The sequence below is a fragment of the Melittangium boletus DSM 14713 genome, assembly GCF_002305855.1.
GTDB lineage: Bacteria > Myxococcota > Myxococcia > Myxococcales > Myxococcaceae > Cystobacter > Cystobacter boletus.
The window spans coordinates 1,579,063-1,601,440 of sequence record NZ_CP022163.1 but is presented as its reverse complement, the minus strand read 5'-3'; the positions used below and the strand labels follow the sequence as shown (position 1 = coordinate 1,601,440).

The following is a 22,378-nucleotide window of genomic DNA, read 5'->3' as shown; positions in this document are numbered from 1 at the left end:
AGAAGAATTTGACTCCGGGCCCCAGGCCGTCTGCACTCCGGTCCCTATGCTCCGCCGCACCACGCCCTGGCTCCTGCTCGTGCTTCTCGTGTTCGCCGGTTGCTCCCGCTGCGGCGACAAGCAGCCCGGGGCGAAGGTGCTCAGCCCCGCCCGCTTCCTGCCTCGCACGGCCAAGGCGTCCGTCGTCATTCCGGACCTGGGCACGCTCGGCGAGAAGCTGGCGCGCTTGCAGACGCTCAAGCTGGCCAACTTCGCCGCCCAGCTCCAGAACGCCCAGTCCGCCGAGGGGTTCGTCTCCGGCATCATGCGCCAGGTGGGCGTGGACCTGCGCAGCCGTCAGGCCATGGAGACCGCCGGCATCGATCCCTCCCGGGGCGCGGGCATGGCCTTGCTGCTCGACAACAAGGTCGTCTCCGTGCTCGGCATGAAGGACGAGAAGGCCCTGACGGAGACCTTCGCGAAGCTCGCCCGCGAGCGCCTGGGAGCGCCCACGCGCGCCGAGCAGAAGGTGCCCGGTGGCACGCTCGTCACCTTCAGCCGGACGGGAGCCCCACAACCCGCGCTGGGGCTGTTGCTCAGTGACGGCTATGCCCTGGTGGGCGCGGGCGACCTCATCCCCCGGTTGTCTGGCTTCGCCACGCTGGCCCCGGAGCAGTCGCTGTCCCAGGAGCCGCTCCTGTCCGACGCGCTCAAGCGTCTGCCCACCGAGCGCGACTTCTACGCCTTCCTGCCCGGGGGCCTGGGCTACTTCGTCCCCGCGGGCACCGCGCAGGCCGTGACGCTGATGGGCACGTTGAGCGAGCGCTCCGTGTCGCTGCGCGCGGACATGCCGTGGCCCGGCTCCCAGGATTCGCTCGCCGCGCTCACGCCCCAGAAGGCGACGGAGCTGCTCGGCTATCTGCCGGAGGACAGCTTCCTCACGGTGCGCTACCGGGGCGACCCCGCGAAGCTGGAGCCCGTGTGGCCCTACCTCGCGGGCGGCGCCATCACCCGCGCGGTGCAGGCCAGCGGTTTCGACGTGAAGGGCGAGGTGTTCGAGCGGCTCAAGCCCGGCATGGTCGCGGGCGTGGCCCTGTCGCCCACGGTGCAGCTGAGCGCGGGCATGCCCCTGCTGGATCCCCGGCGCACCAACCCCTTTCGCTTCGTGCACCTGGTGGTGGTGGGCGAGGGCAAGGACGCGGCGGGGCTGGCCTCGGCGCTGGAGAAGGTGCCGCCGCTCGCCCAGCGCCTGGGCGCGAAGGTGGAGCCCTCGGAGCTCAATGGCCAGCGCGTCTACCTCACGTCGTATGCGCAGGGAGAGGGCATGCACATGGCCTCGGTGGGGGACAAGGTGGTGCTCGCCGCGCCCCGGACGCGGCTGGAGGCGGTGCTGCCCCGGCTCGCGGGGGCTCCGGGTCCGGTGCCCGTGGCGGAGGAACTGCGCGCCTCGCTCCAGGAACCGGTGCTGGGCGCGGTGTTGGACTTGCGGCGTCTGTCGGACTCGGTGAAGGCGCTGCCGTCCGAGGCGTGGGGCATTGGCGGCTTCGCCATCAAGGCGACCACGGTGCGCTTCCTCGAGGCCATGGGGGAACTGCGCGCGGTGACCCTCGGCCTGTCCGAGAAGGACAAGTCCCTGCAGGCCGAGCTCACCCTCTGGCTGACTCCGGCGCCCCAATGATTCGCGCGCGCGACATCGTCAAGCGGTACCAGGATGGGGAGGGCACCGAGGTCCGCGTGCTCGATGGCCTGTCACTCGACATGGAGGATGGCGAGTTCGTGGCCGTGGTGGGCCCCTCGGGCAGTGGCAAGTCCACGCTCCTGCACCTGCTGGGCGGGCTGGACGTGCACTACCAGGGCGAGGTGGAGGTGGCGGGGGTGAAGCTGTCGGGCCTGAAGGACACGGCGCTCGCGCGCTTCCGCAACCAGCACGTGGGCTTCGTCTTCCAGTCCTTCCACCTCATCCCCAACCTGTCCGCGGTGGAGAACGTGCTGATGCCCTCGCACTTCGGGACGGCCGCTTCCCCGGATGCGCGCAAGCGGGCGGAGGCGCTGCTCGATCGGGTGGGGCTGCTGGCCAAGAAGGATCGCACGCCGGTGCGGCTGTCCGGAGGTGAGCGGCAGCGCGTGGCCATCGCGCGGGCGCTCTTCACGGGACCGCGGCTGCTGCTGTGCGACGAGCCCACGGGCAACCTGGACGCGGCCACGGGCGCGGGCGTCATCTCGCTCTTCCAGGAGTTGCACCGCGAGGGGCTGACCCTGTTGGCCGTCACCCACGAGGATCGGATGAGTTCGGCGGCGCGCCGCGTGTTGCGGCTCAAGGAGGGGCGGCTCGTGGAGGAGCCCCCGGTGGCGCGGGCGGCGGAGGGCGTGTCATGAGGCTCGCGGCGTTGGCGAGGCTGGTGCGGCTGAGCCTCGCGCGGGAGCGGCGGGGCGCGTTCTTCTCGGCCTTCGGCGTGGCCATGGGCGTGGGGGCGCTGGTCTTCTTCGTGGGCCTGGGCCTGGGCGTGGGCCGGGTCATCCGCGAGCGGGTTTTCCCGTCCGACGCGCGGCTGGTGGACGTGGTGCCTCCCGCGGTGTCGCTCGGCTCGTTCCTGGGCGGGGGCCGCCTGGACGCGGCCACGGTGGAGCGCCTGGGCGCGTTGCCCGGCGTGGAGCGGGTGTACCGGAAGATGAACGTGCGCGCCCCGGCGGCCAGCCTCTACAACGGGGACTTCTTCGGCCGCAGACTGCGCATGGGCATGGATCTGCTGGCGGTGGGCGTGGATCCAGGCCTGGTCGAGGGCGCCGTGTCCCCGGACACGTTCGTGGATCCCGGGCCGGACAAGCCGTTGCCGGTGCTCATCTCCACGCGGCTCCTGGAGATCTACAACAACACCTTCGCCCCCTCGCGCAAGCTGCCGAGGCTCGCGCCGGAGATGCTCAAGGGCTTCGTGCTGCCCATCGACTTCAACCGCTCCTACGTGACGGCGCCGTTGCCGGGGGCACCCGTCATCTCGACCCAGGTGCAGGTGGTGGGGGCGTCGGATCGGGCGCTGCTCGCGGGCGTCACCCTGCCCCTGGACGTGGCCGTGCGCCTGAACAAGGAGCTGGGCCAGGACACGGAGACGTACACGGGGGTCACCCTGGTGGCCACGAGCCCGGGAGGCGTGCCCTCCGTGGTGGCGGCGGTGAAGGAGATGGGCCTGGAGATCGATGATCAGGAGCGGCGGCTCGCGGAGAACGTGGGCGCGGCGGTGACGCTCACCACGTCGGCCATGGCGCTCCTGTCCGTTCTCATCTGCGTGCTCGCGGCGGTGAACATCGCCCATGCGCTGAGTGCGTCGGTGCGGGCGCGGGCCAAGGAGATTGGCGTCATGCAGGCGGTGGGGGCCTCGCGCGCGGATGTGCGCAACATCGTCCTGGCCGAGGCGGGCGTGGTGGGACTCGTGGGCGGCGTGCTGGGCACCGTCGCCGCGCTCCTGTTGGCGCTGCTCATCGACCGGCTGGCGGCCACCTGGCTGCCGCAATTCCCCTTCAAGCCCGATAGTTTCTTCTCCTTTCCCGCCCTGGTGGTGGTGGGGGGCGTGGGTCTCGGGTTGTTCGCCGCGTTGGCGGGCGCCTGGTTCCCCAGCCACCGGGCCGCCGCCACGGACCCTGCCCGGACACTCGCTGGATGACGCTTCCCTCCCGACAGACCCTGCTGCTCAATCTGGGCTGCCTGCTGGCCCTCCTGTGGCTCTATGGCGGAGACCTCTGGGATGGGCTTCGCGCCCGGAGCTCCGAGGTGTCCGCCTTCCTGGCGCCTCCCCCCGTGCTCTGGCCCGCGGTGGTGCTGGGCGTCCTGCTCGTGCTGGTCGGCGTGGGACTCTGGGGCATGGCGACAGGCCGCGCCGAGGGCTTCAAGGGCTACCGGCTGCTGCCCATCCTGCTGGTGTGCGCGCTCTTCTTCGACCTGGTGCTCGCCGAGGGGCAGGTGCCGCTGGACTCCGAGACCGTGGCCTCCCTGTCCCTGCGCCAGTTCCAGGAGAAGGCCCAGGTGCTCGTGCGCAATGGCAAGGTCCCCACCAGCCCGGACGTCTTGCGGCCCGTGGTGGAGGAGCTGGGCCAACCGCCCTACCTGGTGCGCGGTGAGCGCGCGCGGGCCTGGTCCCTGCAAGTGCGACGCGACTGCTCGGGTCCCGTCCAGGAGGCCCCGGGCATGGAGGTGGGGACGCTTCTCTATTGCGTGGCCTCCGGGGGGGAGCGGGCCTGGGTCTCCCTGGTGGGTCTCCCAGCGGGCAGCCGTTTCGGGATGCCGGCGGTGTACGCCACGGAGGGCAAGCCCTACGGCGTGGTCATCGAGGAGGTTCCCCCCGAGGAGCCGCCCGAAGAGGGCCTGTTGCCCTTCGAGGGGCGTGAGGAGCCCCCCCCGGCCTCCTCGGATTCCGGGTTGAGCGCTCCGGCACCTACACCCTGACGGGCGTGGGCTCCGGGGGTTGGTTCGTGGAGGGGTCTGCTTGGCGCGGTTGACCCTATGGAGGGGCGATCGATAGGCTCGGTCCTTAAACCCGAGCCACGTACGCCCGTGACGACCACTCAACCGAAGCGGCAGCCCATCCCGTTTGGGAAATACCTCCTCCTCGACCGGATCAACATCGGCGGTATGGCGGAGGTGTGGCGTGGGAAGATGTTCGGCGCCGGAGGCTTCGAGCGCCTCGTCGCCATCAAGCGCATTCTCCCCAACATCGCCGAGGACGACGAGTTCATCTCGATGTTCATCGACGAGGCGAAGATCAGCGTGCAGCTGAACCACGCCAACGTCGCGAAGATCGAGGAGCTGGGGCAGATCGCGAACAACTACTTCATCGCGATGGAGTACATCCCCGGCAAGGACATGCGGGCCATCTTCGACCGGGGCCGCAAGAAGAGCGAGCCCGCGCCCGTGCCGCTCGTGGCGTACATGGTGTCGAAGATGTGCGAGGGCCTGGACTACGCCCACCGCAAGAAGGACGGGATGGGGCGCGACCTCAACATCGTCCACCGCGACATCTCCCCGCAGAACGTCCTCATCTCCTTCGAGGGCGAGGTCAAGGTCATCGACTTCGGCATCGCCAAGGCGGCGGGCAAGGCGACCAAGACGCAGGCGGGCATCCTCAAGGGCAAGTTCGGCTACATGAGCCCGGAGCAGATCCGCGGCCTGCCGCTGGACCGGCGCTCGGACATCTTCGCCATCGGCGTGTGCCTCTACGAGATGCTCACCGGTGAGCGGCTCTTCGTGGGGGACAGCGACTTCTCCGTGCTGGAGAAGGTGCGCAAGGCCGAGGTGGCTCCGCCCTCGACCTACAACCGCCGCATCCCCGAGGCGCTGGAGAAGATCGTCCTCAAGGCGCTCGCGCGCGACGTGGACGAGCGCTACCAGTACGCGAACGAGCTGGGGGATGACCTCCAGCGCTTCCTCATCACCTCGGACTCCATCTTCAGCCGCAAGGACCTCATGCAGTACATGAAGTCCACCTTCGCGGAGGACGTGGAGCGCGAGAAGCAGCGGCTGCAGGAGTACGCGGACATCAAGCCCCCGGAGGGCATGCTGGCCGCCATCGAGATGGGCTTCGGCTCCAACCCCATCTCTCCTCACTCGACGCCGCAGCTCTCGAGTCCGCCGCAGGTGGAACCCGCGGCACCGCCTCCCGCGGGCGTGCGCCGCTCGCCCACCATGGCCGCCATGCCCAGGCTGACGGCGGCGCCCGTGGCGCCTCCCAAGGAGGAGGAGGAGTCCGGCGCGACGCAGGTGGTCAACGGCTCCGAGTATTTCAACGACAGCCCCACGGGGGAGCACGTGAGCCCCGGCCGCATGGTGACGCCCGTGGAGGTCCCGCGTTCGCCCATGCTCGAGGAGTCGCCGCCTCCGCGCGCGGCTCCGCGCCTGTCCCATCCGAGCATGCCTCGGCCGCCGGTGCTCGCGCCGAGCAACGGGGAGAGCACCACCGTGGGCCGGCAGTCGCGCAACACCCTGGATGGCATTCCGCGCGTCGGCCGCTCCGATGAACTCTCGGGCGGAGCGCGGGCGTCGCTGTCCTCGCCGGCCGTCGGCTCCCGGCCGCCCCCGCCCGTGGTTCCGCCGCCCGTCGACGACCTGACGGAGGATGGGCTGCCTCCCGCGCCCCCGCCCCAGGGCCGGATGCCCGTCGCCGCGCCGAGGTCTCAGCCCGCGGCGCAGACGCCCGCTGCGGCCGCGCCTCCGGCGGCGGCCACCTCCAGCCGCCTGCCGCCCATCATCGGCATCGTCGTCCTGGTGCTCGTGATGCTCGGTGGGGTGGGCATGCTGTTGATGCGGCCGGCGCCCACGGGCTTCGTCCTGGTGAGCCTGCCGCATGACGTGCAGGGCAAGAACCCCCGGGTGAGCTACAACGGCAAGGACCTGGATGTCCCCAAGTCCGGCCCCATCCTGCAGCAGGTGAACGCCGGCCCGGCCGTGGTGCTGGTGAGTGTCGAGGGCTACAAGCCCTTCACGCAGACCGTGCAGGTGGCGTCGGGAATGACGCCCACGCGGGTGGACGTGGAGCTGCAGCGCGAGGCGCGCATGGCGCAGCTCATCGTGGTCACCCAGCCCGCGGATGCCGAGCTCAAGCTGGATGGCAAGGTGGTGCGTCCCAAGGGGGACAGCAAGACCTACGTCAGCGAGGTTCCCGCCGGTCCCGTGGTGGTGTTGGAGGCGAGCGCGCCGGGCTTCAAGCCGAAGCAGGAGCGCGTCAGCCCCACCGCGAGCGCGCCCACGGACGTTCGCCTCACCCTGGAAGCGGACTCCTACCAGCTGGACGTGCAGTCCGTTCCCTCCGGCGCCACCATCGTGGCCGGAGGCAAGGAGCTGGGGCTGACGCCCTCGTTGGTGACGGTGCCCGCGAGCGTGAAGCAGGTGCGCCTCAAGCTGGACTGCTACACCGAGGTGGATGTGCCCGTGGCCCCTGGCTCCAACGGAGCCGTCCGCGTGAATGAGCGGCTCAAGAAGGTGAAGGGCCGCTGCAACAAGTAATGCCTCGTGACTCAGAGCGACGCCTTCCCTCCGGGGAGGGCGTCATGCCCCCGCGAGGGGGTGGGAGAGGGGTGTGTCCGTGACCAAGTCCCGCAAGGCCGCCGATCCGGCGGATCCGCTCGCGCATCTGCCCGGGTGGGCCCAGAAGCTGGCGCAGAAGTACTACACGAAGACGGTCAATACCTTCCTGCTCTACGGAGCGGTGCGCGACCTCCAGCCGCTCACCCTCGATGACGGAAGCCGCGGCTTCGGCCCCCTGCGCACGTTCCTGGCGGAGGAGCTCTTCGGCGGGCGCGATCACGTCATCTTCTATGATCGCTCCTCCGGCATCCGCTCCGCCTCGCAGGAGACGCAGAAGGATCTGCAACGCACCCTGACCACCTACGACACGCTCTACGGCACGGACTACGCCAAGAGCCTGCCGAGGGATCCGGCCCGGGCGCTTCAAATCCTGGAGAACTTCCTGCGCATGCGCCTGAGTGATGGGCGCTCGCTCGCGCTCGTCATCGACTTCGCCGAGACGCTGGTGCCCGGCGGGGAGATGAGCAACCTGTCGGCGGAGGACCGCTTCGTGCTGGCCACGCTGGAGAAGTGGGCGCACGATCCGCAGTTCCTCGCGGGGGACGTGTCGGTGGTGCTCCTGGCGGAGAACCTGGCGGACATCTCCCAGCGCATGTCGCGCAACCCCTACGTGGCCCCCATCGAGCTGCCCCTGCCCGTGGAGGAGGAGCGCCTGGAGTACGTGCGCTACAAGCTGGAGGGCAAGAAGCTCGCGGCGGTGTCGGACGTGCCGCTCTCGGGCCTGGCCAAGATGACGGCGGGCCTGTCGCGCATCAACCTGGACCGGGTGCTCACCGAGGCGCTCGAGCGCGGCGTGCGCATCAGCGCGGATCTCCTCAAGGAGAAGAAGAAGGAGCTCATCCAGGCCGAGTGCCACGGCCTCCTGGAGTTCATCGAGCCGGTGCACTCGCTGGACGCGGTGGCGGGCCACGCCAAGGCCAAGGAGATGCTGCGCTCGGCGGCCAACGCGCTCAAGAAGGGCCGCATGGAGGTGATGCCCATGGGCTACCTCGTGAGCGGTCCGGTGGGCACGGGCAAGACGTTCCTCGTGTCGTGCTTCGCCGGGGAGATTGGCATCCCGGTGGTGAAGTTCCTCAACTTCCGCAGCCAGTGGCAGGGTGTCACCGAGAGCAACCTGGAGAAGATCTTCAACCTGCTCAAGGCGCTCTGGCCCGTGGCGGTGATGGTGGACGAGGCGGACACCTTCCTCGGCAACCGTGACTCGGGCGGGGACTCGGGCACGAGCAGCCGCGTGTTCGGCTCCATCGCCTCGTTCATGGGCAACACGGTGTACCGCGGGAAGATCGTCTGGTTCCTGATGACGGCGCGGCCGGACCTGTTGCCCATCGACTTGAAGCGGCAGGGGCGTGCCGAGGAGCACCTGGCGCTCTTCTACCCGGAGACGGAAGCCGAGCGCGAAGAGCTCTTCAAGGTCATGCAGAAGAAGACGGGCCTCAAGCTGGACGTGCCGTCCATCTCGGATCTGATTCCCATCGGGACGCGGCAGTTGAGCGGCGCGGACATGGAGGCGGTGCTGGTGCGCACGCGCTTCCGGGCGCTCGCCCAGGGCCGCGAGCAGGCGACGGAAGAAGATCTCAAGGCCGTGTTCGAGGACTTCGTGCCGCCCAGCTACCCGCTGGAGATCGAACTGCAGAACTTGGTGGCGGTGCAGGAGTGCACCAGCCGCGAGCTGCTGCCCGAGAGCTTCCGCCGCATGGACCGGGACCACATCACCCGCCGCGTGCGCGAACTCAAGCTCCTGCTCGAGCAGGGGTAGGCGGCGGGGGAAATGGCCCTCGGGTCCAGGGAGGCCCAGGGCCCAGGGGCTACGGCGCGCTCACCGTGAGCTTGAGGCCGGTGGGCAGGCGGCTGGTGTCCTTGATGTGGTTCCAGCGCTTGATGTCCTCCACGCTGATGCCGTAGCGCTGGGCGATGCTCCACAGCGTCTCGCCCGCGGCCAGGTGGTGCACGTTGCCCGGCGTGGAGGACGGAGAGGCCCGCTGGGCGATGACCGTGCCCGCGCGCTCCTGGACCTGCCGGGGCGCGTTGTCCGGCCAGATGTAGAGCACCGAGCCGACCTTGAGCGCCCGGCGGCTCGCGCGCGCGGACAGGCTGTTCCACTTGCGCACGTCGTCCACCTGCACCTGGAAGCGCTGGGCGATGGCCCACAGGCTGTCACCGGACTGCACGCCGTAGGTGATGCGCTTGCGGCCTCCGATGGTCTCCGTCTTGATGGGGCCGGTGGCCACCGGGCCGCGCGGCGTGCCCGCGGGCACTTCATCCTCGGGGCGGGGCACCGTCACGCCGCTGCGCCGCGCCTGGGCCACCTTGCGCGCGAGCGCCGTGTCCGTGCCCTCGCTCTTGGCGCCCGCGCGGCTGGCGGGGATGGGGATGACGAGCTCCGAGTTGAGCTTGAGCGTGCGCAGGCTCTTGAGCTGGTTCATCTGGAGGATGGCCTCGGCCGCCGTGCCGTAGTTCAGGGCGATTTGAGACAGCGTGTCGCCGCGCTTCACCCGGTGGACCCGGAAGGTGAGCCGCTCCTTGGCGGGCAGCTTGGCGAGGTTCTCCGTGAAGCGCGGCCCCGTGCCGGTGGGCAGGCGCAGCACGTAGGGGTTCTTCGCGCTCGCCGGGGGGGTGCACCAGCGCCGCAGCTCGGGGTTGAGCTCCTGCACGAGCGCCACGTCCACTCCCGCCGCCCGGGCGATGACGTCCAGGTCCGTGGCGTCGGTGAGCTTCACTTCCTCGAAGGTGAGCGGCGGCTCGTAGACGAACTCCTCCTCGGCGAAGCCGAAGGCGGCCGGTTGCTTGGAGATGAGCGCCGCGGCGATGAGCTTGGGCACGTAGTGCTTCGTCTCCGTGGCCAGGCCCTTCTCCACGGCGGAGATGGTCCAGAAGTCCCGCGTGTCGAGGCGCTCCATCAACCGGCGCACGCGGCCGCTGCCCGTGTTGTAGCCCGCCCACGCCAGGTACCAGTGGCCCAGCTCCGCGTGCAGGTCCTTCAGGTAGCGCGCCGCGGCGCGCGTGGCCTTGAGGGGATCCCGGCGCTCGTCGACCCAGAAGTCCTGGTGCAGGCCGTACTGGCGGCCGGTGCTGGCGATGAACTGCCAGGGCCCCGAGGCGTGGGCCCACGAGTAGGCGTTGGGCGAGAAGCCGCTCTCGATCATCGCCAGGTACACGGTGTCGCGCGGCAGTCCCATGGACTCGAGGATGGGCTGCATCACCGGCAGGTAGCGCGAGGAGCGGCCCACCCACTTGCGGAACCACTTGCGGCCCGGGCCCTGGAAGAACTGGATGTACTGGGCCACCAGCGGCTGCATCTCCACGGGGATGTCGTAGCGGGGCTGGAAGCGCGCGACGTCGAAGGTGGACAGGTCGGTGATGAGCGCCAGCGCTTCCTCCGCCTCGTCCTCGCGGAAGGTGGGCTCCTCCAGGGCGTCCAGCATGCGCAGGCGCAGCGGGTTGGCCACGCCCAGGCGGCGCAGGGACTGGAGCACCTCGGCGTCGGGCCGGGCTCCTGGATCCAACGTGGCGCCCTCCAGGGCCCTCATCTCCTCGAGTTCGGTGGACTCGTCCTCCTCGGGCTCTTCTCCCTCCTCGGTGGCGGGAGACTCGGCGGCGGGGGACTCGGACTCCTGGGCGGCGCCCACCAGCACGGGCCTGGCTTCGGCTCGCGCCTTCATGCCCGGGGGCGGTGGTGGCAGGGGGTGCGTGTCACTCGACGGGGGGACCGACGCGAGGACCAGGAGGAGCAGGCTGAGAGACGGCATGAGCACCTGGGGACCGGCTGCCAGGCGGGCCGGAAGGATTGAGGACGGAAGAATTCGATGCTTTTCGAGCTACGCCAACAAGCATCCAGACGGGCCATCTTCCCTCTGGATGCTCCCGACGGAAAGAAACGCACCGCGCGGATGTGCCCAAGCGCCTACTGCTTCACTCCTGGTGCGGCCCCATGTCCGGGACCGAGCACCTTGGGCAGGTAGGTGGCGAAGTCGAAGTGGGGGGAGTTCTCCCGGTTGTGACAGGTAACGCACACCGCCTGCCCGGGTTTGGCGATGACGTTGTCGGCGGAGGGGTCCTCCACGTGGAGCGAGCCCGGGCCGTGGCAGCTCTCGCAGCCCACGTTCTCCCTCCCGGCCACCTTGTCCAGGCGGCACACCCCGCCGGGCTTCTCCCAGCCGGTGACATGGCAGCCGGTGCAGTTGAGGTGGTACTGCTTGCCCACGTCCTCCAGCGTCTTCCAGGCCTGGTGGTGCTTGGAGGCGTCCCAGACGGGGAAGGACTCCGCGTGGCACTCCGCGCAGGCGGCGTTGCCCACGAAGGCGGCCTGTCCCTTGGTGGGGGCCGGACAGTCCTGCCCATGGGCGCGGGCCCACTCCAGATTCATCTTCCCTACATCCGCGTCATAGGCGTTCACCACCGCCTGGGCCTTGGGGTCCGAGGGGAGGGTGGATTCGAGCGGCACGAAGCGCACGGTGAAGCCATCGCCGTCGCCCGCCGCGGCCACGGGCGCGGTGACGAGGGCCTGACGGCGCGTCACCAGTTCCTCGCGCTTGGCCTGCTTGAGGGCCTTGAGCTTCGGCTCGATGCCCGGGAGGTTGATCTCCGTGTCCAGCAGCGCGAGGCGCCGGTCGATGGAGGCGGCTTCCTTCTCGCCGTCCTCCGCCGTGCGCTGCTGCGCGAAGCGGCCCGGGGTCGCGCCGTAGGCCAGGTCCACGCGCAAGAGCGAGCGGCCCTTGCTCTGCAGCGCCACCACGGGGACCGCGTCCCGCGTCAGGGTGTTCTGCTCGCCGTCGAACTCGGAGGCGGTGTGGGTGGCGAGCACCAGGTCCACCCCTGGCTCGGGAGTGGCCGCGGCGGCCTGGGCTTGTGGCAGGGTTCCCCGGAAGAGGCCCACCACGAACGAGGCCCCCTCGGCGCGGGCCTGGGCGGCGCCCCGCTGGAGGCCGGCCCCATCCGAGGCGCTCACGAGGCCGACCTTCCGGGCCCCCGCGGTCAGCACCTTCACGCCACCGGAGGGCAGCTCGGGCAGTCCCAGCGAGCGGCGGAAGTCGGCGCCGCGCGTATCGTCCAGCTCGCCCACCGCGCGGAGGTCGAGCCCCATGCCCTGGAAGGCCTCGGCGAGCGCCCGTGCCTTGCGCTCCTCCTGGGGGATTTGATCCGGCTTGAGGGTGGGTTCCCCGAAGAGGCTGTCCCCGCCATCCACATAGAGGACGGGCAGGGCACCCTGGCGCGCCTCGCGCACCTGCCAGGCGGCACGCGCGATACCGCCGCGCATGTTCTCGCTGCAGCCGCAGGGGCCCAGGTAGCCGCGCACGTCGGCGGAGAAGAAGAGGATGGCGCCCGGGGCGGTGGCGGCCGGGGACGAGGGCTTCGTGGCCGGAGGCGGCTCGGGCGGACGCGCTTCCTTGCGCGAGCACCCCACGAGCGCCGAGAGCAGGAGGAGCCCGGTGAGCAGACTCCTCACCGCGTCACCAGATGATGCTCTGCACCAGTTCGTCGATCTTCTCACCCATCGCCTCCAAGCCATTGCCCTTGGACAGGCTGCCATCGGCCCCCACCTGCTCGGCGAGCTTGGCCAGTTCGTCATCCCCCAGGCTGGAGAAGAGGATGATGGGGATGTCCTGGGTGTTGTACTCGTTCTTCAACGTCCGGCAGATGTCCGTGCCCTTGGCCTCGGGCATGTGGATGTCCGTGAGGATGAGGTCCGGCTTCCACGTCTGGAGGGTCTTCTCGAACTCCACCAACGAGGAGGTGGCGATCACCTCGTACCCGCGCGCCTCCAGCACGGCCTTCTCCATGGCGAGGGTGATCTCGCTGTCGTCGATGAGGAGGATTTTTCGCTTCTCGTGCACGGCGACCTCTTGCTGAGCGGCCCTTGTAGCCTACCGCCTCCGGGGGCTCCACGCTTTTCCCACCGAGCCCGCCAACCCCGAAGAAAGCAGGGCCGTTCGTCCAGTAGCCTGGATGACGAGCGGACGGCCTCACATAGGGGTTGCGGGGCGGGGCGGGGTGTCGCAAAGAGAGCGCCATGCGTCGCACCTTGACTGGATTGAGCCTGCTGCTGTCCGTCCTCGTGTCGTGGAAGGCCTGGGCCCTCAACGCGGGTCTCGGGGCGCCCCCCGCCCGGATGGACCGGCAGACGCCCTACGCCACCGCCAATGGCTTCTCCGATGCGGTCCACCAGGGGGACTACGAGCGGGCCGCCCATTACCTCTACCTCGACTTCCTGTCCCCCTCCGTGCAGAAGGCGGAGGGCGCTCGCCTGGCGCGCCAGCTCAAGTTCGTGTTGGACCACAAACTGCCACTCACCGCGCTGGCCAGCCTGAGCAAGGAGCCCGAGGGCGATCCAGACAGCGCCCGCTTCGATCAGATCGGCGTGATTCCCGTGGGGGATGACGTCTACCCCATCCGGCTCACGCGGGTGACCCTCCCAGATGGTGGGAAGGTGTGGGTCTTCGGCGAAGCCACCGTGAAGTCCATCGAGCCGCTGTATGAGCGCTATGGCCCGGTGCTGCTGGGGGAGGAACTGCCGGCGGTGCTCTTCGCGCGGCCGGTGCTGGGGCTCGAGCCCTGGCAGTGGCTCGGCCTGCTGCTGACGGTGGTGGGAGCCAGCGCGTTGAGCGTGATCCTCGAGCGCCTGTCCCTGCGGGTGCTGGCGCGACTGGCGCGCTGGACGAGCATCACCTGGGATGACGCGCTGGTGGCCTCGGGGCGTGGCCCCGCGAAGGCGCTGTACTTCGCGCTGCTGTTGGCATTGGGAGCGCATCTGCTGCTGTTGCCGCCCACGGCGCAGAGCATCGTGGACCACCTCAACACCACCCTGAGCATCATCGCGGTGGCGTGGTTCCTGCTGCGTTTCCTGCGGATGACGGCACAGTTCGTCCAGGAATCCGTGGCGCATGAATCGTCGGACGCCGGGCGGCTGCGGGGGCTGCGCACCCAGTTGTCGGTGCTGCGCTCCGTCTTCGAGGCGGCCACCTACCTCATCGCCTCCGCGTTGCTGCTCATGCAGTTCGAGACGGTGCGCAACGTGGGCGTGTCGCTGCTCGCCTCGGCGGGTCTCGCGGGCATCGTCATCGGTCTGGCGGCGCAGAAGCCCGTGGCGTCGTTGCTCGCGGGCATCCAGATCTCCATCACCCAGCCCATCCGCATCGGGGACCGGGTGGTGATCGAGGGCGAGTTCGGCACGGTGGATGAAATCACCCTCACTTATGTGGTGGTGAAGGTGTGGGACGAACGGCGGCTGATCATCCCCATTTCCCAGTTCCTCGATAAGCCCTTCCAGAACTGGAGCAAGGGCGGGCAGTCCATGCTGGGCGTGGTGCGGCTGCTGGTGGATTTCTCCACGGACCTGGACGAGCTGCGCGCGGAGCTGCGGCGCATCCTGGAGAACGAGGGCAAGGAGTTGTGGGACGGCAAGGTGTCCAACATGGTGGTGGAGGACGTGTTGGACCGCACGCTGCAGGTGCGCGTGCTCGTCAGCGGCAAGCCGGGCATCCTCTTCGACCTGCGCGCCCTCGTGCGTGAGCAGTTGATGCGCTACCTGCGCGCACGGCCTCACTGGCTGCCCACCACCCGTACCGAGGCCCGGGCCGCCATCACCCCGATGCCGCCCCCCAAGCAGGAGGAGCGGGAAGAGGAGGAGCCATCCTCGCCGCTGTCTCCCCCTCGGGCGTAGGGCGGGGGTGAATATCCGCCACCTTTCCTCGGTCGGGAGGGGGTCGCCGCACTGACGTAGGAGCCTGTGTGATGAATCGTCTTGCCGGATTGTGGGGCATTGCCCTTGGCGTTGTCTGTGTGATGATTCCCGACGAGGCCTGGGCCCAACGCCGGGGCCGGACGGATGGGCCCGAGCGGTCCGAATATGGCCGGGGAGGCTATTCCCGACGCTCGGAGCCGCACGTGTCCTTGACGTTCGACTGGGGCGCGGGCTTCGCCGCCGAGAAGTCCCGTTTGGACTCGGGTGGCCCCCCGCTGTTCGTGGGCGGTACGTTGTCGTTCTGGGGCGCGGATTGGTACCAGTTCGACGTCAGCGGCAACTACGTGCTCCAGAATGGCTTGGCGAACGTGCTGGTGGGCCCGCGTTTGCGCACCTATGGTTTCCCCTTGAGCTTCAACGTGGGTCTCAAGGCGGGTGGTTTCTTCGTCCCCGATGAGGGGGTACGCTTCGGCATCTCGCCCCAGGTGGGAGTGGACTTCCTGGCCCGCCGGCACCTGCTGCTCGGCCTGGGCTACGCGCTGGACGTGCCCATCGCCAGCCACGGCATCACCAACCGCATCTTCATGAACATCGGTTTCAGGCTCTAGCGCCATGCTCACCCACGCCCTCGCCGCCGCCCTCGCGCTCGCCACGGCCCAGACCGCGCCCCGCGTCTCCACCGCCACCGGACAGCCGGTGGCCGTGTCGCCGTTTCCGGGTCAGACGCAGACGTACAACCTCGTGCAGTGGGACTCCAACCAGTTGCCGCGCCTCTACGAGCGCTCGGAGCAGTTGCCGCTCACCGATGAGGAGGTGACGAAGCTGGCTCAGGCGGGCTTCGACGAGGCCCAGCTCGTGCGGATGATCGAACAGCGCCGCTGCGCCTGCGACGCGAGCGCGGATGGGCTCATCCGCCTCAAGCAGGCGGGGGTGCCCCGGACGGTGCTGGACGCGGTGAGCACCCACGCGCTCGCCCCCCACCGGGAACTGGAGGTGCTGGTGACGCTCGACTTCACCGGCGAGAGCCGCGTGGCGCGCGAGGCCTTCCTCTACTTCTTCGTGGAGGATGGCGAGCTCACGCGCGTCTTCACCGCGAACCTGCCCGAGCTGCTGAGCCGTCAGAACGCGCACGAGACGCGGGTGGACCGCAGCGACATCCTGCGGGCCCGCACGGTGCGCCGCATCCAGTTCGCCGGGAAGGTGCCGCTCAAGACCTACGGCGCGCACCGGGTGCTGGTGGCGGCGAGCGCCAGCCCGAGCCTCACCCACCCCTCGCAGCTCACCGACGCCGAGCGCCAGAAGGCGCAGAGCTACACCTTCGACTACCCGCGCTCGTCCTTGCAGAGCCTCTGCCGGCTCACGGCGGGGTACAAGCGTGACGCGGTGCTCACGTATAAGTGGAATTTCCAGGGCAGCCGCTTCGAATGCGAATGGAACTAGGAGTGCTCCTCGCCATGAAGACCCGTCTCATCGCCTCCGTATCGCTCGTTGGACTCCTCGCCGCCTGCGGAGGGCCTCGCGCCTTCACCCGCGGCACCTACGAGGACCCGAACACCATCGAGATGCTGTCGGATCAGTTCAACGAGAACGACTTGCAGCTCATCGCCAAGAAGATGGTGGAGTCGCTCGCGAACTCGCCGCGCTTCGCCCAGGCGAACCCTCAACCGCCGGTGGTGCTGGTGGGCCGGTTGAAGAACAAGACGTCCGAGCACATCGACATGGCGTCGCTCGGGGACAAGATCCAGACGGGGCTGGCGCGCACGGGCCGCTTCGCGCTCCTGGACAAGGCGGCGCGCGAGGACCTGGCCGAGGAGTACGAGTACCAGGGCTCGGGCTACGTGGATTCCAACGCGGCCAAGGCTCCGGGGCAGCAGGCCAGCGCGGACTTCCTGCTCACCGGGGAGATCGCCTCCATCGTCCAGGAGGTCGGCGGCGACAAGCTAGTCTATTACAAGATGACCGCGAAGCTGAACAACGTGCGCACGGGCATCGTGGAGTGGACGGACGAGAAGGAGCTCCGCAAGAAGTTCGAGAAGCAGGGCATCTCCTGGTAGCTCGCCCATGAACCTCGCACGACGTCACGCCGCGAGCCTCGTGCTCGCGGCCCTGGTGCTCCTGTCCGGCTGTGCGGGGGACTATGTCGCGCGCACGCGTGCGCTGCGTGGCGCGTACGAGTCCGGCGACTACGACCGCGCGCTGGGCGAACTGGACGCGGTGGCGAAGCAGGACAGCGGCAATGACTCGCTGCTGGTGCTGCTGGACCGGGGCATGGTGCTGCACTCGGCGGGACGCTGGCGGGAGAGCCTCCAGGTCCTCGCTCAAGCGGATCGCCTGGCCTCGGAGCTGGACGCGGTCTCCGTGAGCGAGGAGGCCGGGGCGCTCATCACCAACGAGCGGCGGCGCGCCTACCGGGGCGAGGACTTCGAGAAGCTGATGATCTCCGTGCTCCAGGCGCTCAACTACGCGCAATTGGGGCAGGACGAGGAAGCCCTCGTCGAGGTGCGCCGCGTGAACGAGCGGCTGCGCAAGATGATCGTCGAGGAGAAGAAGCCCTACGAGCAACTGGCCATCGCGCGCTACATCGGCGGCGTGCTGTACGAGGACCAGCGGGAGTGGGACTCGGCCTACATCGACTACGCGAACGCGCTGGAACTCGCGCCGGGGCTGGGCGAACTGGCGGAGCCCCTGCTGCGGCTGGCCCAGCGCACGGGACGTCAGGACGAGTACGAGCGGCTGCTCACGCGCTTTCCAGGACTGGTGCACACGCCCCTGGGGCCGGACGAGGGGCAGGTGGTGGTCGTGGTGGAGGCGGGACGCTCCCCGGAGAAGGAGCCCGCGGACCGGCGGGTGAATTCGAGTGAGTTCATCCAGGTGCCCGTCTACCGGGAGCGGAGCCAGCCGGCGAGGACCCAGGTGGGTGTGGAATCGGGTCCTCCGAAGTGGGCGGTCACGGTGACGTCGCTCTCGGACGTGGCGGCGGTCCACCTGGATGACCGGATGGGCCGGATGCTGGCCAAACAGGTGGCGGGCGTGGGCGTGAAGGCGGGACTGGCCGCGGGGGCGGGGGCGCTGGCGAGGAGCGAGGCCGTGGGCGCGCTCACCTTCCTGGTGCTCAACGCGACGAATCAGCCGGACCTGCGCTCGTGGTTGTCCCTGCCCGCGGAGTTCCAGGTGGCGCGCCTGAGACTGCCCGCGGGCCTCCATACGGTGCGGGTAGAAGCTCCCGGGCTGAGCACTTCCCGCGAGGTGGAGGTAAAGGCGGGCCGCGTGCGGGTTGTCGTGGTGCGCGGCTATCACTGAGGAGGCGGGGAATCCACGGGCGGTGCACTTGACACCGGATTGCATCATTCTGTGCTAGGTGTCGGGCCCCCCATGTCTCCGGTAGTAACCCTCTCCGCCTATTCGTTGATCATCCTGCTGGGCGCCCTCGTGGGGGCGCTGGCGGTGGTGTTCACCCAGAAGCCGACGCGTCTGGTGACCTTCCTGGCGTTCGCCGCGGGCATCATGTTCGGCGCGGCGTTCTTCCACATGCTGCCCGAGGCGTATCACGGCGGTGGTTTCTGGGCGTTCGTGATGGTGCCCGCCGGGTTCGTCTTCCTGATGGTGCTGGAGCGCTACGTGCTCACGCACGCGTGCGAGGAACCGCCGGAGTGCGAGGAGCACGTGCACGGGCACACGCTGGGCCTGACGGCGTTCCTCGGGCTGTCGGCGCACACGCTGTTCGACGGCATCGCGCTGGGCTCGGCGGTGAAGGAGGGCGTGGGGATGATGGCGCTGCTGGCCATCACCTCGCACAAGGTGCCCTCGTCGCTGTCACTGGCCTCCATCCTCAAGACCGAGGGCAAGAGCTCCGCGCGCATCCTGGGCTACGCGATGGCCTACGGGCTCATGGTGCCGGTGGGCGCGGTGCTCTACTTCGCCTTCGATGCGGTGCTGCGCTTTCAGAGACTGGCGCCCCTGGCCCTGTCCTTCTCGGCGGGCACCTTCCTCTACGTGGCGGTGTCGGACCTGCTGCCGCACGTGAACCGGCATGGCAAGGAGAACCGGGGCCGCAACCTGGTGGCGCTCGCGGTGGGCCTGTTGCTGATGCTGGCGCTCTCGGAAGTGACGGAGCATCCAGGACACTGAGCCATGCAACGACTCTCCGACTGGTACGACCACCCCGAGTATTACGAAGCCATCTTCGGCACCGACACCGCTCGGGAAGTGGACTTCCTGCTGGAGGTGGGCCGGCGCCATGGCACGGGCGGCAAGCGGTGGCTCGAGCCCGCGTGTGGGGCGGGCCGACTCGTGGAGGAGTCTTCGCGCAGGGGCCTCCAGGTGGTCGGCTATGACTTGTCCGACAAGATGCTGGCCTATGCCCGCGCGCGCCTCGCTCCGGCCCTGCGCCGGCGCGTGCGTCTCTATCCGTCGCGGATGGAGGACTTCTTCCGGCCCGAGCTGGAAGGACAGATGGACCTGGCGTTCAACCTGGTCTCCACCTTCCGCTATCTCGACAGCGAGAAGGCGGCACTCGCGCACCTGGCGGGGACCCGGCGGTTGCTCAAGCCCGACGGCATCTACGTGCTCGGCTTCCACCTGACCGAATACGCCCGGGAGAAGGTGGAGCATGAGCGCTGGGTGGAGCGGCTGGGCCAGGACACGGTCGTGTGCAACACCCGGGAGGGCCTGCCGGACCGGAAGCTGCGGCGCTCGGCCATGCGCAACCGGTTGCGCATCACGGGCCCCGGCAAGGACCTGCTCATCGAGACGCACTGGTTCTTCCGCACGTATGACCTGACGCAAACCCGGCGGTTGTTCCGCACGGCCGGGCTCGAGATTCTCGCGACCTACGACTTCGACTATCAGGTGGACGCGCCCCGCCGCCGGGGGGACAGACGCCTCGACAGCATCTTCGTCCTACGAGGCTCGCCGGAATCGGCGGGGTGCTAGGCGAGAACACCGCTTCGCTCCAGTGCCGTTGCAGCTGAAAAAACAGTAAATTCAAGGATTTGGAGGGGGGGGGGGGGGGGGGGGGGGCTGTACAAATGTGCAGGCCACTCCGCCATTCGTGCGTCATCCCTGGATCAGTGGGTGTCAGGGCTCGGGCGAGCCCAGGGGCTGGCGCTCGGCATCGCGCAGGCCCACGAGAACGCTGGAGCCATCCTCGGCCACACGCAGCTCGCCGTACTTCGCCTTCGCGTAGTGATCCGCATGCCCTTCCTGGAAGAAGAAGGACTCCGCGCCCAGGCGGACGCGACCCTGGCGGACCTTGTAGTTCAGCCACATCTCTCCCGGTGCCAGCACCGTACCCGGCGCCTCGACCCGGACGAAGTGCCCCACGTCCGACTCATCGCGCCGCAGCACGAGGCGTCCCTGCTCCGGCTCCGTGCCCTCGTTCGGCCGCGCTTCCCGGCTGACGGCGTAGTCGAGCACCATGTAGTCGCCCTGCATGAGCGAGCGGGGATCCACCGGGGCGAGCTCCAGCAACAGGGGGGTGCCCCGCGCGAGCACGTGTTCCTTCTGGACGACGAGCGTTCCCACGGCGACGAGCACCAGGGCGAGTCCGCCGAAGATGATGGGGGTGCGCATCAGGACACCTCTGGGGCGAGGGGAAAGCGGCGCAGGATGAACAGCCGCAGGCCGAGCATCACCAGCCCTCCGCCCAGCAGCGCGAGCGACTTGGCGAGCAGGGTGAGTTCCAGGCTGTAGTAGTAGTTCACGCCAAAGGCGAGGATGAAGACCACGGCCATGCCGAGCAGCACCACGCTGCGCCGATGGAAGCCGAGCAGCACCACGCCCACCGCGGCGATGACTCCGGGGGCTCGGAACGTGAGCAGGGCCGTGAGGCTCAGGGCCACGAACAAGGTCACTCCGGCGGTGCCTCCCGGCGCGGTGTTCAACTCCTCCAGGACACGCCAGGCCGAGTACAGCGTCACCGTGGTCAGCCCCATCGTCACGAGGATGCGGAGCACCGCCTCGTCGCCGAAGAGTTCCCCTTGCCAGGCTCCCACCAGGAGAAGGGTCAGGAGCGTCGTGACGAGGCCGAAGGCGGCGGGTGTCACCAGCGCGCCCCAACGTCGTGCCTGGAGCGTGCCCTGGTGGAGGAAAAGCCCGTGGGCGAGCGCGGCGAGTCCCACCAGCCCCACGTCCATGACGACGATGGAGAGCCCTTGGTGCAACACGTACAGCAGCGCGAGGCTGGCGGCACACGTCGACAGGAAGCGTTGGATGAGGTCCGGATACACGACGAGGATGAACACCTCGAGCACGAAGAGGGCCAGGGCCAGGGGAACGTTTCGGACCAGGCTGTCCATGCCAAAGGCGAAGAGACCCTGTCCCGCGAGGCCAATGGCCAGAGCGGTCTGGGTGAGGAACAGGCCGGGCTCCGAGCGGCGAAGGACGATCGCGCCACCTGTCAGCAGCAGACCCAGGATGAGGGCGCCCTCCTTTTCCGCGAACGACAGCGCCATCCCCACGAAGATCATCAGGAACAAGGAGGAGAGCCACGCTCCACCACCGATGAGGACCCGGATGAACCACGGAGTGCTGGTGACGAGTTCCTGATTCGATTCGAGCGCGGCACGTGCCCGCTCGTGCTGCTCGGACGGCAGGACCTCGCGCAACGAGGGCTTGAACGCCAGGGTCATACTTCCTCCGGTCCACGCGCCTCGGCACGCAGCCACCATGCCGCGAGTCCCATCTCACCGAGCAGCAGCAGGGCCATCAGGAAGAAGCTGCCCGCGTGGACGTTGTCCGAATCGAAGATGATGCGTCCGAGCCAGGTGGTGACGAGGGTCATTCCACTCACCGCGTCCAGGGTGAGCAGGAAGAGCTCCGGGCGCACCCGGCGGTGGAAGACGTAGGTCGCGGCCATGATCAGGAGCAGGAGGCCAAGCGCCACGTATTCCGATATGTCGGACGTCTGTGGCTCGACCATCAGGTAAGTCCCCAGCCCGAGCAGCGGCAGGACGGTCATCACCGCGAGAACCCGGGGCAGCCAGCGTCCACGAAGCCAGTCGACGCCACGCCGCGCGAGGATTTCATGGGTGAGCCACGCCGCGCCGTTCACCATCCCGAGCATCAAGATGAGCGTGGCGTCTTCCCGATCGAGCACCTGGACCCGATAGAGGCTCAAGCCCGTGTTCACGAGCAGCAGCAGCAACAACCACAGGGGTCCGAAGCGCGCGAGCGCCACCCAGGGAAGGATGAGCGCGCTCCACCCGAGGAACAGTCCATACGGGTCAGCCCCCGTCTGATACGCCTGTCCATAGACGGCGAGCAGTGGCCCCACGAGCACCGCCGCGAAGAGCAGGGCGAACTGTCCCGCGAGCCCTTCCTTCATCCGCCAGGCGGCGAGGCACGCTCCGGCGATGGCGGCCATCAGCAGGCCCATCTTCCCGAAGCGATGGAGGGCCGCCCAGTTGTAGGCGAAGAAGTAGATGACACCGGAGAGCACGAGCAGCGAGCCGAAGCCCATCAACCCAGTCGACAGGAAGCGTCGCCAGGCCGTGGGCTCGGGGGTCGCCACCGCGCGCCGCAGGGCCTGCTCCAGCCCGGAGGGGGACAAGACACCGGCCCGCGCGAGCGCATGAAGACGCTCGGGCGTGGCGGGGAGATCGAGGAGGTCGTGAGACACGAGGGGGCACGCTAGTCCCAAGCGCCCCCCGATG

Annotated in this window: 19 protein-coding genes; 13 read left to right on the top strand and 6 right to left on the bottom strand. The window is 69.0% G+C overall.

Features of this window, described 5'->3' with window-relative positions:
* Positions 1-46 precede the first annotated feature (46 nt).
* From MEBOL_RS06795 to MEBOL_RS06770, 6 genes are all read left to right on the top strand, one after another.
* On the top strand, positions 47-1,657 hold the full coding sequence (locus MEBOL_RS06795) for a hypothetical protein (RefSeq protein ID WP_095976644.1): 1,611 nt from the start codon (positions 47-49) through the stop codon (positions 1,655-1,657).
* Positions 1,654-2,355: an ABC transporter ATP-binding protein gene (locus tag MEBOL_RS06790; RefSeq protein WP_095976643.1), complete on the top strand. Its 702-nt coding sequence runs from the start codon at positions 1,654-1,656 to the stop codon at positions 2,353-2,355. The genes MEBOL_RS06795 and MEBOL_RS06790 overlap by 4 nt, the downstream gene beginning before the upstream one ends.
* On the top strand, positions 2,352-3,635 hold the full coding sequence (locus tag MEBOL_RS06785) for an ABC transporter permease (RefSeq protein WP_095976642.1): 1,284 nt from the start codon (positions 2,352-2,354) through the stop codon (positions 3,633-3,635). Before MEBOL_RS06790 ends, MEBOL_RS06785 begins: the two co-directional genes overlap by 4 nt.
* Positions 3,632-4,414 carry a hypothetical protein gene (locus MEBOL_RS06780; RefSeq protein WP_179956394.1) on the top strand — a complete coding sequence of 261 codons (783 nt, stop codon included), beginning with the start codon at positions 3,632-3,634 and terminating at the stop codon, positions 4,412-4,414. Before MEBOL_RS06785 ends, MEBOL_RS06780 begins: the two co-directional genes overlap by 4 nt.
* Positions 4,415-4,522: 108 nt before the next feature.
* The gene (locus tag MEBOL_RS06775; RefSeq protein WP_095976641.1) at positions 4,523-6,967 is read left to right on the top strand and encodes a serine/threonine-protein kinase; all 2,445 of its coding nucleotides are present in this window, start codon (positions 4,523-4,525) and stop codon (positions 6,965-6,967) included.
* Between the two features lie 79 nt (positions 6,968-7,046).
* Positions 7,047-8,804 (top strand): ATP-binding protein, encoded by a 1,758-nt coding sequence (locus MEBOL_RS06770; RefSeq protein ID WP_095982626.1) that lies wholly within the window; start codon positions 7,047-7,049, stop codon positions 8,802-8,804.
* Between the two features lie 49 nt (positions 8,805-8,853).
* Here MEBOL_RS06770 and MEBOL_RS06765 read toward each other — a convergent pair whose 3' ends face one another.
* The 3 genes from MEBOL_RS06765 to MEBOL_RS06755 all read right to left on the bottom strand — a co-directional run bounded on the left by MEBOL_RS06765 (position 8,854) and on the right by MEBOL_RS06755 (position 12,879).
* A complete protein-coding gene (locus MEBOL_RS06765) occupies positions 8,854-10,794 on the bottom strand; it encodes a LysM peptidoglycan-binding domain-containing protein (RefSeq protein ID WP_095982625.1) in 1,941 nt (646 codons plus the stop codon).
* Positions 10,795-10,949: 155 nt separating this feature from the next.
* Positions 10,950-12,491: a multiheme c-type cytochrome gene (locus MEBOL_RS06760; RefSeq protein ID WP_245919518.1), complete on the bottom strand. Its 1,542-nt coding sequence runs from the start codon at positions 12,489-12,491 to the stop codon at positions 10,950-10,952.
* Between the two features lie 4 nt (positions 12,492-12,495).
* A complete protein-coding gene (locus MEBOL_RS06755) occupies positions 12,496-12,879 on the bottom strand; it encodes a response regulator (protein ID WP_095976639.1) in 384 nt (127 codons plus the stop codon).
* Between the two features lie 176 nt (positions 12,880-13,055).
* Here MEBOL_RS06755 and MEBOL_RS06750 point away from each other — a divergent pair, with 176 nt between their 5' ends.
* The 7 genes from MEBOL_RS06750 to MEBOL_RS06720 all read left to right on the top strand — a co-directional run bounded on the left by MEBOL_RS06750 (position 13,056) and on the right by MEBOL_RS06720 (position 19,658).
* Positions 13,056-14,705, top strand: a complete 1,650-nt coding sequence (locus tag MEBOL_RS06750) for a mechanosensitive ion channel family protein (RefSeq protein ID WP_095976638.1) — start codon at positions 13,056-13,058, stop codon at positions 14,703-14,705.
* Positions 14,706-14,776: 71 nt separating this feature from the next.
* Entirely contained in the window at positions 14,777-15,334 is a 558-nt protein-coding gene (locus MEBOL_RS06745; protein WP_095976637.1) for a hypothetical protein, read from the top strand.
* A 4-nt stretch (positions 15,335-15,338) separates the two neighbouring features.
* Positions 15,339-16,166, top strand: coding sequence for a hypothetical protein (locus tag MEBOL_RS06740; protein WP_095976636.1), 828 nt, complete (start codon positions 15,339-15,341; stop codon positions 16,164-16,166).
* Between the two features lie 14 nt (positions 16,167-16,180).
* Positions 16,181-16,780, top strand: coding sequence for a penicillin-binding protein activator LpoB (lpoB, locus tag MEBOL_RS06735; RefSeq protein ID WP_095982624.1), 600 nt, complete (start codon positions 16,181-16,183; stop codon positions 16,778-16,780).
* A 7-nt stretch (positions 16,781-16,787) separates the two neighbouring features.
* Positions 16,788-18,026 (top strand): COG3014 family protein, encoded by a 1,239-nt coding sequence (locus MEBOL_RS06730; RefSeq protein ID WP_095976635.1) that lies wholly within the window; start codon positions 16,788-16,790, stop codon positions 18,024-18,026.
* A gap of 72 nt (positions 18,027-18,098) precedes the next feature.
* Positions 18,099-18,854 (top strand): ZIP family metal transporter, encoded by a 756-nt coding sequence (locus tag MEBOL_RS06725; RefSeq protein ID WP_095976634.1) that lies wholly within the window; start codon positions 18,099-18,101, stop codon positions 18,852-18,854.
* Positions 18,855-18,857: 3 nt separating this feature from the next.
* Complete coding sequence (locus MEBOL_RS06720; protein WP_095976633.1) at positions 18,858-19,658, top strand: class I SAM-dependent methyltransferase; 801 nt, start codon at positions 18,858-18,860, stop codon at positions 19,656-19,658.
* A 144-nt stretch (positions 19,659-19,802) separates the two neighbouring features.
* Here MEBOL_RS06720 and MEBOL_RS06715 read toward each other — a convergent pair whose 3' ends face one another.
* From MEBOL_RS06715 to MEBOL_RS06705, 3 genes are read right to left on the bottom strand one after another with little or no spacing between them, the layout of a single operon-like run.
* Complete coding sequence (locus tag MEBOL_RS06715; RefSeq protein WP_095976632.1) at positions 19,803-20,297, bottom strand: GDYXXLXY domain-containing protein; 495 nt, start codon at positions 20,295-20,297, stop codon at positions 19,803-19,805.
* Positions 20,297-21,355, bottom strand: a complete 1,059-nt coding sequence (locus MEBOL_RS06710) for a DUF4401 domain-containing protein (RefSeq protein WP_157774795.1) — start codon at positions 21,353-21,355, stop codon at positions 20,297-20,299. Before MEBOL_RS06710 ends, MEBOL_RS06715 begins: the two co-directional genes overlap by 1 nt.
* Positions 21,352-22,344: a DUF2157 domain-containing protein gene (locus tag MEBOL_RS06705; RefSeq protein WP_095976630.1), complete on the bottom strand. Its 993-nt coding sequence runs from the start codon at positions 22,342-22,344 to the stop codon at positions 21,352-21,354. The genes MEBOL_RS06710 and MEBOL_RS06705 overlap by 4 nt, the downstream gene beginning before the upstream one ends.
* Between the last annotated feature and the right edge of the window lie 34 nt (positions 22,345-22,378).